Source organism: Lactobacillus gallinarum, from assembly GCF_002160635.1.
Taxonomy (GTDB): Bacteria; Bacillota; Bacilli; order Lactobacillales; family Lactobacillaceae; genus Lactobacillus; species Lactobacillus gallinarum.
The window spans coordinates 18,454-35,220 of the sequence record NZ_NFKZ01000017.1 but is presented as its reverse complement, the minus strand read 5'-3'; the positions used below and the strand labels follow the sequence as shown (position 1 = coordinate 35,220).

Annotated in this window: 17 protein-coding genes; 5 read left to right on the top strand and 12 right to left on the bottom strand. The window is 34.8% G+C overall.

Annotation, left to right across the window (positions count from 1 at the left end; genetic code table 11):
- Nucleotides 1–627: 627 nt before the first annotated feature.
- The 9 genes from B5E95_RS10935 to B5E95_RS06780 all read right to left on the bottom strand — a co-directional run bounded on the left by B5E95_RS10935 (nt 628) and on the right by B5E95_RS06780 (nt 10,910).
- On the bottom strand, nt 628–1,017 hold the full coding sequence (locus tag B5E95_RS10935; protein ID WP_241146331.1) for a hypothetical protein: 390 nt from the start codon (nt 1,015–1,017) through the stop codon (nt 628–630).
- A 15-nt stretch (nt 1,018–1,032) separates the two neighbouring features.
- Nucleotides 1,033–1,863 (bottom strand): hypothetical protein, encoded by an 831-nt coding sequence (locus B5E95_RS06815; RefSeq protein WP_087176310.1) that lies wholly within the window; start codon nt 1,861–1,863, stop codon nt 1,033–1,035.
- A gap of 33 nt (nt 1,864–1,896) precedes the next feature.
- Nucleotides 1,897–3,852, bottom strand: coding sequence for an AbiA family abortive infection protein (locus B5E95_RS06810; RefSeq protein ID WP_087176309.1), 1,956 nt, complete (start codon nt 3,850–3,852; stop codon nt 1,897–1,899).
- A 153-nt stretch (nt 3,853–4,005) separates the two neighbouring features.
- Nucleotides 4,006–4,992, bottom strand: coding sequence for a dTDP-4-dehydrorhamnose reductase (rfbD, locus tag B5E95_RS06805; RefSeq protein ID WP_087235961.1), 987 nt, complete (start codon nt 4,990–4,992; stop codon nt 4,006–4,008).
- Between the two features lie 16 nt (nt 4,993–5,008).
- A complete protein-coding gene (gene rfbC, locus B5E95_RS06800; RefSeq protein ID WP_087235960.1) occupies nt 5,009–5,617 on the bottom strand; it encodes a dTDP-4-dehydrorhamnose 3,5-epimerase in 609 nt (202 codons plus the stop codon).
- Between the two features lie 26 nt (nt 5,618–5,643).
- On the bottom strand, nt 5,644–6,528 hold the full coding sequence (gene rfbA, locus B5E95_RS06795; RefSeq protein WP_087235958.1) for a glucose-1-phosphate thymidylyltransferase RfbA: 885 nt from the start codon (nt 6,526–6,528) through the stop codon (nt 5,644–5,646).
- A 3-nt stretch (nt 6,529–6,531) separates the two neighbouring features.
- Complete coding sequence (rfbB, locus tag B5E95_RS06790; RefSeq protein WP_087235956.1) at nt 6,532–7,569, bottom strand: dTDP-glucose 4,6-dehydratase; 1,038 nt, start codon at nt 7,567–7,569, stop codon at nt 6,532–6,534.
- Nucleotides 7,570–7,924: 355 nt separating this feature from the next.
- Nucleotides 7,925–9,460 (bottom strand): RNA-binding domain-containing protein, encoded by a 1,536-nt coding sequence (locus tag B5E95_RS06785; protein WP_087235954.1) that lies wholly within the window; start codon nt 9,458–9,460, stop codon nt 7,925–7,927.
- A gap of 277 nt (nt 9,461–9,737) precedes the next feature.
- Entirely contained in the window at nt 9,738–10,910 is a 1,173-nt protein-coding gene (locus B5E95_RS06780) for a MerR family transcriptional regulator (RefSeq protein WP_087235952.1), read from the bottom strand.
- Nucleotides 10,911–11,323: 413 nt separating this feature from the next.
- Here B5E95_RS06780 and B5E95_RS06775 point away from each other — a divergent pair, with 413 nt between their 5' ends.
- Nucleotides 11,324–12,502: an IS256 family transposase gene (locus B5E95_RS06775; protein ID WP_087235950.1), complete on the top strand. Its 1,179-nt coding sequence runs from the start codon at nt 11,324–11,326 to the stop codon at nt 12,500–12,502.
- 85 nt (nt 12,503–12,587) lie between these two features.
- On the opposite strand, the gene B5E95_RS06770 is transcribed toward B5E95_RS06775, so the two are convergent.
- From B5E95_RS06770 to B5E95_RS06760, 3 genes are all read right to left on the bottom strand, one after another.
- Nucleotides 12,588–13,436: a hypothetical protein gene (locus tag B5E95_RS06770; protein ID WP_087235948.1), complete on the bottom strand. Its 849-nt coding sequence runs from the start codon at nt 13,434–13,436 to the stop codon at nt 12,588–12,590.
- Nucleotides 13,436–13,930, bottom strand: coding sequence for a Panacea domain-containing protein (locus tag B5E95_RS06765; RefSeq protein WP_087235947.1), 495 nt, complete (start codon nt 13,928–13,930; stop codon nt 13,436–13,438). Before B5E95_RS06765 ends, B5E95_RS06770 begins: the two co-directional genes overlap by 1 nt.
- Before the next feature lie 192 nt (nt 13,931–14,122).
- Nucleotides 14,123–14,443, bottom strand: coding sequence for a hypothetical protein (locus B5E95_RS06760; protein WP_087235945.1), 321 nt, complete (start codon nt 14,441–14,443; stop codon nt 14,123–14,125).
- A gap of 82 nt (nt 14,444–14,525) precedes the next feature.
- On the opposite strand from B5E95_RS06760, the gene B5E95_RS06755 reads away from it, so the two are divergent.
- From B5E95_RS06755 to tnpC, 4 genes are all read left to right on the top strand, one after another.
- Nucleotides 14,526–14,717, top strand: coding sequence for a hypothetical protein (locus B5E95_RS06755; RefSeq protein ID WP_087235944.1), 192 nt, complete (start codon nt 14,526–14,528; stop codon nt 14,715–14,717).
- Nucleotides 14,714–15,061: an IS66 family insertion sequence element accessory protein TnpB gene (tnpB, locus tag B5E95_RS06750; protein WP_087176881.1), complete on the top strand. Its 348-nt coding sequence runs from the start codon at nt 14,714–14,716 to the stop codon at nt 15,059–15,061. Before B5E95_RS06755 ends, tnpB begins: the two co-directional genes overlap by 4 nt.
- 64 nt (nt 15,062–15,125) lie before the next feature.
- Nucleotides 15,126–15,356: an IS66 family transposase gene (locus tag B5E95_RS06745; RefSeq protein WP_005725993.1), complete on the top strand. Its 231-nt coding sequence runs from the start codon at nt 15,126–15,128 to the stop codon at nt 15,354–15,356.
- Nucleotides 15,310–16,638, top strand: a complete 1,329-nt coding sequence (gene tnpC / locus B5E95_RS06740; RefSeq protein WP_241146330.1) for an IS66 family transposase — start codon at nt 15,310–15,312, stop codon at nt 16,636–16,638. Before B5E95_RS06745 ends, tnpC begins: the two co-directional genes overlap by 47 nt.
- Nucleotides 16,639–16,767: the final 129 nt, after the last annotated feature.

Sequence of the window (16,767 nt, the reverse complement as noted above, 5' to 3'; positions counted from 1 at the left end):
TATCATGCCCTAAATCAGATATTTAACTCGATTCTCCGGGAGCCATTTCCCGATTAGGCCTGTATTTCAAAATAAAATTGCTTAAAATCGTTGATAACACTTGACTTAGAGTAGAAAAGTATCAGTATCCATTAGTTCACCTTTTATTTAATTAATTGATCAAATTTATTATACTCTTCTAACTTATTAAAAAACTATTTTAGTAAGCTTGTTTGTCTTGAACTAATTTCTAAACAAATTGGCCTGCTTATTAAAAAAATAAAACCAAATACCTTATGATACTTGACTTTACGTAGAACCCCATCAACCTCAACCAAGGAGATTATCGGAGCTCCACTACATCTACGACTTAACAAACACATAAATTATACCAATAAACATTATGCGATTCATGCAACATAAAAATTCTAGTCTCACATCAACAAGGCTAGAATTCTTCATTAGCGCTCAATCTTTACCTAGCCTCTCTTGCTCTAACTTCCCATAAAAATGAGAAAAGCATCACACACATAAGTGCATGATGCTTAAAACCTGAATCAACTTAGCACGAAGCCCTGTTGACCAACGTCATTAGCGCTGATTCCTTATATCTTATTATACATAATTTTGCCGCCCACCGCCAACGTCCTACAGATCTGGTAGCGTTACTGTGGGATGCAGTGTGAAGTTATTCTGCTTCATAGCATTTGGCGCATCTTGAGGTGAAGTATTACCCCACACAATAGCGTTGCGTAATACCGTATCTTTCATTTTCGCTTGTATTTCATCAAGAGTATCCTTATTAACCTTGATGTATTCGGCCAAAGCCAATCGATAAAGAGCAATGAGCTGTGCTACGTATGCATTAGCATGCTTCATGAATGATGAATTATTGGGATCTTCCCAGTATGAATCGGCGATATTTGCTTTAGCAAATTCCTTCTTAGAAGCTTTAAAAGAATCTATATTTAATACAAAAACAGTATTTACCTTACTTTGATCAGATCTGGGAGTTTCAATTACTTGTTTAATGGGCAAGGCACCAATACAACGCTACTCATCTAATATACAATTAATACAATATGCCAATGCATCATAATCCATAAAAACAGTATCCCGAGGAATACTATTTTTAGGTTGATATGTAATCCCCTGAGTTTTTAAAGGTATTAGTCTCTCCTGCCATAATTTCTTATCAGAAATTACCACTTTACGTAAGTTCTCATCAACATATGCATCCAAATAATTTTTAAATACTTTTTTAGCAAAGTCTTTTAAATTGTTCCATGCAGTTTTTATTTCTGTTGTTATATCTAGTTCATATCCCCACTCATTAATTCTCTCCCTATCCTGGCGACTTAAACCATGAGTATCCATTTCGTCAGCATTAATTTTTACACGAAGAGTAGAGTGAAATCTTTGCTTGGGATCAGCTTCATTACTCATATCCGTATGCATTTTCACTCCTGACATTGGAATACTGGTATGCATAGCATAATCTCGAAGAACTTTCATATTCTTTTCCGTATTTTTATTTTGTAAATCGATAATTGAATCAGAAATATTTGCATTTTTGTGATTACGCTGAAAGCTTTTACAATTGTCTACAAACATTCTATGCATAAGTATGTAAGCTGTTATACTGCTTTCTGTTAAGTTGAAAACGGTGTTAGAGTCTATTTTCCCAGTATCATATTGTGTTGTTAGGTCTCGTAATAAAGAAAACTGTAAATTTACATTTCGATATGCTCGATACAAATCTTGGATTGGTAAAAAGATTTTTAATAATTTGCTATAGTTTTCGAACTTTTCTTTATTTATTTGTTGAATAACACCAAAGGTATTAACTTGAACAAAAGCATAGCCTTCAAAAATTTTAATCATTCCTCCCTAATCACCTTCTATACTCAATATTTTTCAGTTATACCGCTTATTTATGTAATAGTTGCATAACTCCACTAATAATTTAAACAATGATCGCATGGTAGCAATTAGCTCTTCCGTTTTGGGTTCACTTGGATTATCAATATCAAGCAATAACTGAGCTGCTGCATGAGAAAGTGGATTATCGTTTCTTAGGTCATTCGCCTTTGAGATTATCTCATCTGTTTCATTTTGCTTATTCAAAATACGATAAACTTTTTGCAGTTGCTGTTTCTTATAATACCCACTATAAATAGATCCTTTTCCTTTTCTTCCTCTCCTCTTCGTTCTTTTTCTTTTATTCTCATCAAAATAGAAATCAATATTTGCAGTTGTTCTATCAAAATAATTTTTAAAAAATGCATAACTTGTTAGTATGTTGTTCTTAGAATATTCTATTATCGATTCAAAATACAAATAGTAGGAGATCCAACCTGAAGTAATATCGGCGTCAGTAACTGTAATTAAATTATTTATAGCAACACTTTCAAACTGAGATTTAAAATTACCAGTATAATCATAATCTAAGTAGGTAGCCAAATTATGATCAATATTGTAAATATGTGAGTAAAAGTTTCTAAATGAGGTTCTTCTATGAGTCAAATAAGTTATTGCCATAACTAAATCATAAAATGTCCATTCTTCAGCTTTTTTCTTCCCTAACATACTTAAAATAGGCTTTATTAGTTTACCGTCCTTAGTATTCAAGAACATAATGAATAATCTTTTGGGATCTACCCAAAAGAAGTCATCATATGCTATCAACTTTGAAAGTTCACTTAATATATAAGGATCTTGATATACAGAAGTTGCCCCTGAATTTATCTTTTTATCGTAAATTATTTTATTAAACAACTCATCTGGAACTAAATTACTATCACTTTTAAATGAACTATCAATTATCTTTTTATATTCTTTATAATCTAATTCATTATCAGCTAAAAGATCATTCAAAGATTTTAAAAATTGAAGAAATCTGTCTCCAATATTATTTAAGTTCAAATCAGAATCATCAACAATTTCAATTTGATCTTCACCATAAAAAGAGGTTTTAATTTCATTTTCTAATTCATCTGATCGTAAAAATTTAGTTTTCTCACTATTTATTGCTAAATCCTCTTTCTTTAAATATGAAGAATATTTATTTCTAATTTTATGAAAGCTTCTTATATCAAATTCATTTGAAAAAATATATAAATCATCAACATATCGTACTATTTTAAAATCTGCAATATTTAAATTGTTAGTTAAATAATCTACAAGTCTATTATCACTATCATTTAAATAAACGACTGTTGCCAAATAGGAACTTGCAATACTATTTTCAACTAATGGAAATCTTCCCTTTCCACAATATTGTAAAAATTCTTTATATATTTTTAGTTGATTTAATTGAACACTATCATTACAATTCACTTTTATTTTTTCTATCAATTTATCAACGTTAATATTAACAAAAAAACTAGAAATATCTGTTTTTATGAAATAATCATATTTTGTCGCACATCTTTTACATTCACGATAAAAATAACTATATTCTTTACTATATTTGGCATTCATTGAACTATAATTACCTGAATAATAAGTTGCAATCTGAGTACTCCTAGTATTTTGATATTTCAACGAAATTTCTTTTCCTATAGCTTGAAGAACTAAGAATAATATTGGTGATAATAGTGTTGCATCCCGAAAACTACCATCCTTTTTTAAGAGATAGTTATCTGTAATCCTCATAACATCAGTAAACTGTACTATTGCTCCATTTTTTATATATTTACTATAAAATTTATCATTCATGAGATATTGCTTATCATTCCAAGTCATTTTAGAAAATGGATAAAATTGTAAGTAATTTCTTAATGATCCCGAACTAATCTTAAAATACATGTTACATGTATCCTTCCAAACCTTTTTAGAAATATGAAATAAATAGTTTGTAGTATCTTCCATTTTTCGCTCTATATATCTTTGTCACTAAAAAACTCCATTAACCTCACTTAGAGATTAACGGAGTTTTACAACATTTATAGCAATTTAATTATATCAATATCATATATTTTTATGTATCAAAAAAGCACCCCAAAGGGATGCTTCCTTAAAATCTTACTTATTCAATTCATCAAAGAAACCTTGCTTCTTCAAGATCTCTAAATAGCGGTGAACCGCATCGGCCCACAAAGGCAATGGCTTAAAGCCATTTTCAACTAATTTACTCTTATCTAAACGTGAGTTGAATGGACGAACTGCTTTGGACAAACCATATTCGGCAGTGGTAACTGGCGTTACCTTGGTGTCGTAACCAGCTTGACGGTAGATTTCCTTAGTAAAATCGTACCAGGAAATGTAACCAGTCTTAGTGCCGTTTTCGTCATGGCCGCTAGCCGTATCAGACAATTCTGAGTTGGTTGCGTGGTAGTAACCGTACTTGTCGGTTTCGATCATGTCGACAAGCAAGCGAGCCAAGTCAAAGGTGTAAGTTGGCGTACCGATTTGATCATCAACAACCTTAACTTCATCGTGGTTAGAACCAACCGTGAGCATAGTCTTGATAAAGTTATGACCGTTAACACCGAATACCCAAGCGATACGCACGATAAAGTATTTGTCCAAAGTATCGGCAACAGCCTTTTCGCCGCCTAACTTTGTTTCACCATAAACGTTCAATGGCTTGTAATCCTTGAAGTCAGGTTCCCATGGCTTGGTGCCTTGACCGTCAAATACATAATCGGTTGAAAGGTAAACCATTGGTACGTCTAACTTTTTGGCAGCATTAGCAATGTTTTGCGTACCGCCAACGTTAACCATCCGGACAGCTTCAACCTTGTCATCATCTTCAGCCATATCAACAGCAGTCCAAGCAGCACAGTGAACAATCACATCTGGATTTACTTCAGTGATTACCTTGTCAACTGCATCTGCATCGGTGATGTCTAAAGAAACGTATGGCATCTTGGTAACAGCACTGCCGTCTTCAACGCCACTGTATTCAGGAGCAAGGTCTGAGCCAACGCCTTCATAGCCACGCTTAGCCAATTCATTCATCACGTCATGGCCCAGTTGACCATTAACTCCAGTTACAAAAACTTTCATTAAACTACCTCACTAATTAAAACTTAAAGGTATCTTTCAAACCTTTCCATTCTTGGTCACGTTCTGCCATGTTCAACTTAGTACCATCGTCTAAAGTGTAGCCTTCAGCACTAGCGCTACCTGGGTAATCGCCCTTAACGTGTGGCCACTTAATACCAATTTCAGGATCGTTCCAAGCCATACCACCTTCATCGTTTGGGTGCCAGAAGTCGTTAACCTTGTAGCAGAATTCAGCAACATCACTCAATACAAGAAAGCCATGTGCAAAACCTTGTGGAATCAAGAATTGCTTCTTGTTTTCTGCAGTTAATTCAACACCGTACCACTTGCCGTAAGTCTTTGATTCACTTCTAAGATCAACGGCCACGTCAAATACGCTACCACGTACAGCACGAACTAACTTAACTTGTGGGTAATGCTTTTGGAAGTGCAAGCCACGAAGAACACCCTTAGTTGAACTTGATTGGTTGTCTTGCACGAAGTTAATGCTAAAGCCGGCTTCCATCATGTCTCTTTGGTTAAAAGTTTCCATGAAGTAACCACGATCATCACCGTGAACAGTTGGGGTGATAACTGCTAAACCTTCAATGCCACCAACATTCTTTTCAACTTTAATTTGTCCCATTATAATCTTTTCTCCCTATTTAAAAACTAATAACGTAACTTACCTTCAGCAACAGACTTCAAGTGTTGGCCGTAAGGACTCTTGCCGTAATGCTTTGCAGCTTCAAGCAATTGATCCTTATCAATCCACTTGTGGATATATGCAATTTCTTCAGGAGCTGAAATTGCTACACTTTGACGTTCTTCAGTCATCTTAACGAAGTTACTTGCATCTACCAAGCTTTGCATTGTACCAGTATCAAGCCAAGCATAACCACGACCAAGAAGTTGAACGTTCAAGTTGTCTTCATTCAAGTACATTTCATTCAAGCTGGTGATTTCTACTTCACCACGAGCACTTGGTTTAACTTGTGCAGCCTTTTCACTAACACCAGCTGGGTAGAAGTAAAGACCCGTTACAGCGTAGTTACTCTTAGGATGTGCTGGCTTTTCTTCAATAGAAATTGCCTTGCCATTCTTATCAAAATCAACCACACCAAAACGTTCTGGATCGTTAACGTAATAGCCAAAGACGGTTGCCTTGCCTTTTTGTGCATCAGCAGTTGCATCCTTAAGCAACTTAGTAAATCCATTGCCGTAAAAGATATTGTCGCCTAAAATCATGGCACAAGGTTCACCATTAATGAAGTCTTTACCTAAAGTAAATGCTTGAGCCAAGCCATCTGGAATAGGTTGAACTTTGTAAGACAACTTAACGCCAAATTGTGAACCATCGCCAAGTAATTCCTTGAAGCGTGGTGTGTCTGCTGGCGTAGAAATGATCAAAATATCCTTAATCCCTGCAAGCATGAGAGTTGATAAAGGATAATAAATCATCGGTTTGTCATAGACAGGCAATAATTGCTTACTGGTTACTAAAGTTAATGGATAAAGACGAGTGCCTGAACCACCCGCTAAAATAATGCCCTTCATTTTTTAGTCCTTGTCTAAAACCTTTCTGTTGCCATACATTTCTTCGTAGTAGTTTTGGTAATCGCCAGAAATGATATTTTCCCACCATTCTTTGTTATCGAGATACCATTGAATGGTCTTCTTGATACCGTCTTTGAACATGGTTTCTGGAAGCCAGCCAAGTTCATTGTGGATCTTGTCTGGATCGATTGCATAACGACGATCGTGACCCTTACGGTCAGTAACGTGTTCAATTAATGAGTATGGCTTATCTAAGTAATCACAGATGAGCTTAACGATGTCGATGTTATGCATTTCGTTGTGACCACCGATGTTGTAGATTTCACCTGGCTTACCCTTTTCCAAAATTAGATTGATTGCCTTGCAGTGATCTTCAACGTAGAGCCAGTCACGGACGTTTTCACCGTCACCGTAAACTGGAAGTTTTTCGTTGTTCAAAGCTCTTTGAATCATCAATGGAATCAATTTTTCTGGGAATTGATATGGTCCATAGTTGTTAGAACAACGTGAAATAGTTACTGGCAAGCCATAGGTTCTGCCGTACGCACCGACAAGCAAATCGGCACTAGCCTTACTTGATGAGTATGGGCTTGAAGTGTGAAGTGGGGTGTCTTCGTGGAAGAAGAGATCTGGACGATCAAGTGGCAAATCGCCGTAAACTTCGTCAGTTGATACTTGGTGGAAACGTTTGATGCCGTACTTGCGACATGCATCCATCAAGACTGAAGTACCAATAATGTTGGTTTCAAGGAAAATTTCTGGATTTTCGATTGAACGGTCAACATGGCTTTCTGCAGCGAAGTTAACGACTACATCTGGCTTTTCTTCTTCGAATAACTTGTAAACACCACCGCGATCGCGGATGTCTAACTTAACGAACTTGAAGTGAGGGTCGTCCATTACGCTCTTCAAGGTAGATAAGTTACCTGCGTAAGTTAAACTATCCAAACAAATAATGTCATAATCAGGATGCTTCTTCATCATATAGAAGATGAAGTTAGAACCGATAAAACCGGCTCCTCCAGTAACGATAACTTTCATATAATTCCTCCGACTTAATACTTTGATTCATCTAGATTGTACAACCTTACGTTACGTCACTTTCAAGAGTAAAAAGAAAAAACACTCATTAAAAAATGGGTGTCTAGGGACCACTGTCCCGCACAAATTTAATAAAGGAGTTTTTCTCCCAGTAACTATTATTATGGAACAGATTTAATTAAATTAGAAAAATATCTGCATCCCTCACAATTTAACATTTATACTCAACCAACTAGAATAAACGATAAGATAAAAACAGTTGCTCTTTAGCAATGGCTGCTTTATCACACGTTAAAAAGTCTCTCATTACTCTTTAGTAGTGTTGAGACTTTTTGCTTGGTTTAATTTCCATTCATTACAGTTTTTCTTCCATATTTTTCAATTTCATTATTTTATCTACTTGTTCTTGTTCACTAGTCTTTTCTAGCTTATATACTGTAGACTTGCCATTTCCTTCTGAAATTAAAATCTTTTCATCTATTAGATGATTTAGTCTTTTTCTTACAGTACTGTTGCTTCCAAATTTATCATTCATATCCTTAAACATCTGGGAGAAACTAAATTCAGATTTTTGAATAGCATAATCAATAATAAATTTTTCAGTTGGATCCAAAACCATCTCATCATCAATTTTGGTTCGTATATCTATTTTCCAAATTCTTATCTTAGTGATTTTATTAGTTGCATCAATTTCGATTTCTGGTTCCATCAAATGATTTCTGCTAGCAGCTCTTAAAATTCTAGGTCCTCCACTAGCTCTCTTTTCTGAAATACCGATCCTTCTAAATAAAGTAGCAATTTCTGAATTTCTTACTTCTGACTTTTGACCACGCAAAAATGATTCTCTGCTAACTCTCATATCACCTGGATTAGTAAATTCCCAATAACTTGGACGATCTTCAATTTGAATTGCTATTGTTCCATCGTAATAAGCGTGCATCAAGCAATTAACCAGCGCTTCCTTTGCAGCAGATCTTAAATCGGCAACATAGCTTCCTCTTGTCAAATCCTCATCTTGAACATATTTGTCATTAATATTAGAAGTGATCTTAGGCAAAACTATATTATAAAATGAATAAATATTCATTTCTGGATAATTCATGTCCCCTGCTGAAACACGATCAACCCAATCGGTATCGCCGTCTTTAGCATACCTTGTATAGTCTAATTGAAACCTAGGGAATCTATCCATTATTGACATAAACTTGCCAAAAAATAGCAACCCACCTTCTGTTAATTTACGTTCTTTACTTGAAGAACGTCTATCGCGTCTCAATACCCCAATATCTGTTAAAAGTTCATAATCTGACTTTGATATACTATCCGCATCTTCTACTTTTTCTAACTTTTTACGATAGTCATTAATATCTTCTAGATTCAAATCACTATCCCAATCAAAGTTTTCAAGCAATCTAGTGTCAACTTGATCTTGGCTTTCAGCATATAAATACTTTAGTTGATCATGTGTTGCTAAACGATCACCATCATCGGTTCTCATATAAGTCTTATCCTTAAAAGTAATTGGCTTATCAGAAAATTGGGCTGGATATATCTTTATTTGAATTAATGTTTTGCCATTAAACTTAGTAACTTTAACATCAGAATCTTGAATTACAGGCTTATTGATTACATTCGGATTGTTATTGCTATTAAACAATTCTTTTATTACATCATCAGGTTGATCAACGCCTACAATCTTATAATGATGTGATTGGGGTTCATCTACACCTAATACAATAAGGCCACCATCTGTATTAGAAAATGAGCTTACTGTTTCCCATATATTTTGAGGTAATTTCCAACTTGCTGTTTTGAATTCCAAATGCAAGCCTTCTTTTGGAATTGTAAATTCAAGAGTACCTACATCTTTAACAAAATTAATAAAATCCATAAATTCACCATAAAAGTAAAAGAAAGAAAAAAGAAAGGGATGCCGTTATATCAACATTTACAGCTAATCTTTTTCTTATTTAAAAAGAAAAAGAAAAGAATTGACATTTCTGCATATTTGTGATATGCATCAATTCATTATAAAAAGTCTTATACTCTAATCTGTATCTATATTTCCCTATTAGAATCATTATCAGCTCTAATAATTATACCTTGAAATTTACAAACGCCCAAATTAGTAAAAATTAGGATCTCATAATACATAATCAGCAGTTCAATTATTTTCTAGCAGTAAAAAAGCCAGCATCCTTGGTAATGTAAAAACCGTCTTCAACTTTCTGCTCAACATATTGTTTAAATTCTTGATAGTGGTTGAGCAAAATTTCATTCTGGTTGCCGTGACAGGACAAGATGTATGAAATAATCGGCGTTGCTTCGGAGATTTCGATGGCATCGTGGTACTTCTTGCAGGTGACGTCACTGAAAAACTTGCTCAAGATCTGCTTGCCGTTGTATAAGCCGAAACGTTCATACAAATTGGTGGATGATAAAACGATGTTGGAATTGAAGCTCTGGACTAGATCCGTGATCTCGCGCATGTGGCGCTTGGAGTATGTGCTGCATACGAGGGATGCACCAGGCTTGAGCACGCGACGAATCTCCGACAGCGCCTTAGAAATATCATCACAGTAAAACAGCATATGATTGGCAATCACCAAGTCAAAAGTATCATCAGCAAAAGGAATCTTCTGCGCATCGATCACAGCATATTGAAATTCAGGCTTATCGCCAATCTCATTCTTGGCATCAGCTAACATCCCTTCCGAGATATCTGACAAAATAATATTCACACCAGCTGACACCTGATCGATATTCTGTGACCATAACGCACCATTACCTGCACCAAGTTCAAGTACCTTCATCCCCGACTTAAGGTGTAAGTTACTAAATAGCCATGGGAACCAGCCTTCCTTATTAACAGAATAATCACGGTGCAAACGAATACGGGCAGAAATATTCGTAGCGTTCTTATACTGCATACTGAGCGATTGATTCATTGAAGTTAAATGAATTAAGTTAAGCATCTTTGACCAATCAACTTGATCGTTGCAATCTAGTGCCTGACTGGTTGAGTCGATGGCATTCACCACATTCTTCATTTCTTCAAGGCGTTCCTCAGCAAGACGCTTTTGAATCTGGAGTGAATTGCGGAGTAATTGCTTATCCCCTGATCCAATCGTCATTTCACGAATATCGCTGAGTGAAAAACCAAGATACTTTAATAGCAGAATCTGTTGCAACTTGGCAAAATCTTGGTCTGTATATAGCCGTGCACCACCTTTAGTGTGCGTTGCTGGCTTTAATAAATTCTTCTGATCATAATAGCGAATTGTGCGAATCGAAACATGCGCCTTATTCGCAAATTCACCACTTGTGTAGTATTGGGACATGGTATGACATCCTTTGCATGTAAGTTTATACAATTATTTTAGAGATTAAATATTTGCTTAAAAATAAAAGTTCCTTAAAATCAATAAAGATTTCAGGGAAATAAAAATATCTATCATTTAATCGGCATAAATTTTTTTACCCATTAATTTTTTTGCTCTGTTTAGTAATATATTCTTTCATTGCTTTTTTAGTTTTGGAGCTTTTCAAATTGCGACTGATCATTTTTTCAAGAATACATTCACTCCAATAAAAGTCTTTAAAAAGATATCTAAAAAATTCAGAAATATAACTACATAACAATGTATAATTCAAATACATCAATATCCAAGAGAACGTAAAATAGTTTGTGTAAGGATGGATAATTCCTTAAATTAATTTCTTGAAACATTAGAAAAAGGAGTTCCTTTCTCGTATGATTGACTTGAACAAAAATATGGCTCAAGCTCTATTCAATCAAGATAAAATAAAGGATTTATTGCGTAAAGAACTCCAACAAGCAGTTAATGATCTATTAGAAGCTGAATTAACCGCATTTTTAGGTTATGATCCTTATGATAGAGCTGGTTGGAATACTGGTAATTCTCGCAATGGTGCTTATTTCCGTAAAGTTGATACACAATTTGGCAAGATTGAAGTTCAGGTTCCTAGAGATCGAAACGGCATGTTTCACCAGCACACTTTACCTGACTACAAGCAGTACTCTGATGTCTTAGAAAGTATGATCATCAAGCTATATTCCAAAGGCGTAACCACCAGAGAAATAGCCGATTTAATTGAAAAGATGTACGACAGTCACTACAGCCCAGCTCAGGTATCTAACATCTCCAAGCAGATGATTCCAAAAGTCGAGGCCTATCATCAACGCAAGCTTAGCGATAAGTTCTTCTGTATTTATTTGGACACAACCTACATTCCCTTGCGTCGAATAACTTTTGATCGTGAAGCAGTTTATATTGCCATTGGTATCAAACCTAATGGTCACAAGGAAGTCATCGATTACCGTATTGCTCCTAGCGAAAACGTCGAGAATTGGACGGAAATGCTTCAAGACATGAAGTCTCGCGGTCTAGGGCGGATTGAGCTCTTTCTTTCAGATGGCGTTGTGGGCATGAAGACGGTACTGGAAAAGACATATCCCCAAGCTCATTTTCAACGCTGTCTGATACATGTTATGCGCAATATCTGCTCTAAAGTACGCATAAATGATCGTGAAATGATTATGAATGAATTCAAGCAAATCCATCAACAGCCAAATAAAGAAGCTGCTATTAATGTCTTACACGCTTTCTATGACAAATGGAACAAAGCCTATAATCATGTCATCAAAAATCTCAAAGAGATTGAGCCAGATCTGCTAGTTTTTTATAGCTATCCTAAACAAATCAGAGCCTCAATTTACTCCACCAATATGATTGAATCCCTTAATAACGTTATTAAGCGTAAAACTAACCCTAAAGCAGAGTTTCCAACTGAGCAGTCGCTAGATACTTTTATTGGGGTTCAGGCGATGAACTACAACGAACGCTATTTCAATCGAATCCACAAAAGATTTGGTCAGGTTCAAGACACATTAGAATCCTACTTTGATTAAATAAAAGATTAAGAAATCAATCTACGAGAAAAATCTATTTACACAAAAAATTTGACAGTTTTTTATTATTAATATAATAAAAATATTACTTTTTTAAATCATTATCTTTATCGAAAATATTTAATCGAATTTTTTCCCACTTATGTTTTTTCCAATCAAATAAAACTATTCTGCAAATAAATAAAACGGAAATGAAAATGCCTAATAAAATTAGAACGGAAAACCAGCTATAAACTGCTTGATACACTACTCCAAACAATATAATCAATACAGAACTTGCGATAAATAATCCTGCTTTATTTTGCAAAATAATAAAAGTTCTATTTTGTAATTTCTGCAGTCCGCCAAATAAAGCACATAGTATGATATAAATTGCTAAGATATAAAAGCCAGCTAAAATTATTGCATTCCCTATTCCACGATTAGAATTAACTGTAGAAAGTGTCTTTCCAAAGATATTTCCTAATAATTGCAATCCACCAAATGTTGCAAAAGTAATAGCAGTAAAAATACCTAATATTGTGATAAAATCTGTATATATTTTATCTTTAATGTCTTTTACAGTATTTAAACCTTTTTCTGCATCACTTAGAGTTTTATCAATATACTGTCGCTGCTGTACTGCTAAATTTATATTTCTTAAAGTATCATTTTCTATTTTTATAAAGTCTTGGGGATCTGCTTTTTCAAGCTTCACCGTATCAAGCTTTTCTTTAACATACTTTTCAATATCTAGAACTTTTTCTGGGGACATACTATATATCTTATGAGTTATTTTCTCATAAGGGATGCTCCATTCACCCTTCAAGCCTGTCATAGCAGTTTCAATTACATTAGATAATTGTTTAGTTTCTTCTTTACTTAAAGATCCCTCTTCAAAAAGTAATTCACAAAAAGTATTATTTAAAAGTTCCCTTGTCTTATCTGTATCCATTAATCTTCCCAAAATCTGTGATTAGGCTGACTATAATATTCTTTAGTTATACTGTCGTCATATTGATAATCAGTCTTATTCTTCCATTGTGGTTCTAAATGTGACCTTCTTACTAAATCGAAGGGACCAAATTTCAAGAAATTACCTATGTTATTATCTATAAAATCACGACTATTTTTATCAAGATCATTTACATTAAATTCATTTACTGTAGTACCAAAATACCCATTATTATAAGTTAAAATAGTATGTTTTCTAGGCTTAGTTATATCATTAGCACCATTATATGAATATTCGCTATAAACGCTATGAATAACCGGACCATAGTCCCATTTTTCAAATTTTTTATCTTCAATTAAAGGCGTACCTTTTTCAACAAGATGAACTGCATTCAAAAAATACATTACTTTCTGTAATTTTAAATTTGAAATTGGTCTTTGTAGTTGATTTGCCTTCCAAATTATATAATCAGCTACATTCATTGCCCTAGCCATAATGATTACTCCTTATAAATACCTCTATTACTACACTCATTATAAACAATTTAATACTTGAATTATAATTTTTATGCTTTAACTACCACTTTTTCTATCATTATTCAAATAATAAAAACTTCAGTCTATAAAGACTGAAACTAAACTAATTATTCAAAACAATATATACCACTTTTTTCAGCTATCACCGTATTACTTGCTAAATCTTCCCATCACTATATTAACTGGTATCATAAGCACCTTATCAATCAAACAGCAGCAAAGAACCACGAATATTGCTAAAATAATACCAACTATAGGTAACCATACTGAATCTTGAAATAGAGCTATATTAATTAATTTCTTATTGAAATACATTGCAAACAAAGAATTAACAGTTATTAGATATGAAGCTAAAACAGATGAAGCTAAAAAATTAATTTTAGAACTATAAAATTGGTGGAAATTAAGCACTAACAAGAAAATACCAACAGCAGAGATTAAAGGAAGAATTCCAAAATTAAATCTCTCCATTTTACCTAATCCCTGTAAGCGTCATATAACCGAGTATCTTTTTTAGTCCGTATTTTTCAGGTATTCTAATCTCATCAATTTAATGGAAGTTAAGAATATAATCGAAAAACAACAACCCATTGTGGCACTTGGCCACTCTTCTAAACCTAAGAAGGCTCGTCCACCACGCAATAATCTGTTGCTTAGTTTAAAGAAGAATGACTTAGAACTGAACTTCTACAGTAGTTTAGATACTGAAATTATGAATAAGCTGCTTGAGAAAGTCTTGCCATGATTAAGCTCAGTGACTTAGGGCAAGTCTATATCGTTTGCGGCAAGACGGATCTGCGTAAAGGCATTGATGGACTAGCAACTTTAGTCAAAGAACAGTTTGAACTTGATCCTTTTGGCGGCAAAGTCTTCCTCTTTTGCGGCGGAAGCAAGGACCGCTTCAAAGCCCTTTATTGGGACGGACAAGGTTTTTGGCTGCTCTACAAAAGATTTGAAAATGGAAAATTGAACTGGCCCAGGAATCAAAATGAAGTTCAAGCTTTATCTTCTGAGCAGGTCGACTGGCTAATGAAGGGCTTCGCAATCAATCCAAAAATAAAGAACACGAAAGCGTGCGAATTCTACTAACACTTGACATCGCACGCTTTTTTGATATTCTTTTAACTAATAAATTTAGGAGGAAGTTTAACTCATGTCACAAGAAAATTTGGAAAAGATTATTGCACAACAAGCAACTACTATTCAAAACTTAACTGATGAAATCAAGCTCCTCCGTGAACAAGTAGCTTACTTAACGCAAAAACGTTATGGCAAATCTTCAGAACAAATGCCTTTAAATGGACAAACAAGTCTCTTTGATGAACCTGATGCTCAAGATGACGGAGAACGTCCCCGACGCCGCCGTTCAGACTATTACTTATAAAAGACAAGCTCACAAACGAAAGCGTGCTGACTTACTAGCTGCCCTTCCAGCTGAAGAGGTTCACCATGAATTAGGCGACAAGTATTGTCCTGATTGTCATCATGAACTGATTGAGATAGGCAAGCAGTCAGTTCGCCAAGAATTATTGTTTATCCCAGCTCAACTTAAAAGGCTAGATCATGTCCAACACGCTTACAAATGTAAGTACTGCAGTCGAAGAAATCTTAGCGACAAGATCATTAAAGCTGCAGTACCTAAAGCTCCCCTAAACCATGGTCTAGGTTCAGCTTCACTCATCGCTCATTCACTTTATCAAAAATATGAAATGAAGGTGCCGGACTATCGCCAAGAAAGCGACTGGAAGAAGATGGGACTAGAAGTTTCAAGACAGATGTTAAATTATTGGGATTTGAAAAGCAGTCAATACTACTTTAAACCAGTGTATGATCTGCTTAAGCAAAAGCTGTTAATGCGGCCAATTTTACATGCCGATGAAACTTATTATACAGTCTTAGAAAGTAAAACAATCAAGACTTACTATTGGGTCTTCCTTTCAGGCAAACATGATCAATACGGGATTACACTCTATCATCATGATCCTTCTCGGAGTGGCAAGGTTGCCTTAAACTTTTTAGGAAACTATCCCGGTTATTTGCACTGTGATATGTGGCAGGCTTATGAGCAATTGCCGAAAGCAACTTTAGTTGGCTGCTGGGCTCATGTTAGAAGAAAGTTTCACGAAGCCGTACCACAACAGGCTTCTGGAAAGTCCCTTGCCCAAAAAGGACTCAACTACTGCAATCGCATGTTTTACTTAGAACAAACCTGGGAGAATTTGAGCAAACAAGAACGTTACCAGCTAAGACAAGCAAAGCTCAAGCCTCTGATGCAAGAGTTCTTCAACTGGTGTGAGAAAAATAAAATCACCGTTTTGCCAGGCTCTAAATTGGGAAGAGCCATTAATTATACCCTCAAGCATCAAGCTACTTTTGAGCATGTCTTGCTTGATGGCAATTTAGAATTATCTAACAATAAGGCCGAACGCGCTGTAAAATCACTCGTCATGGGCCGGAAGAATTGGTTATTTTCTCAAAGTTTTGAGGGTGCTACTGCAAGTGGCTTTATTCTAAGCTTAATTGAAACTGCCAAGAGAAATGGCCTTGATCCTGAAAAGTACTTGAATTATTTGCTTCAGAAATTACCGAATGAAGAGATTCTGGATTCGGAAACCCTTGAAGCTTATTTACCGTGGCAAGAGAAGATCCAGATAAATTGTAAATAAAAGAACTTAAATAACCGTCTCAGTATAACAGTAACTAGGACGGTTTTTAAGTACACTATTTTATTTGACGCTTACAGAAGATCCAGATAAATTGTAAATAAAAGAACTTAAATAACCGTCTCAGTATAA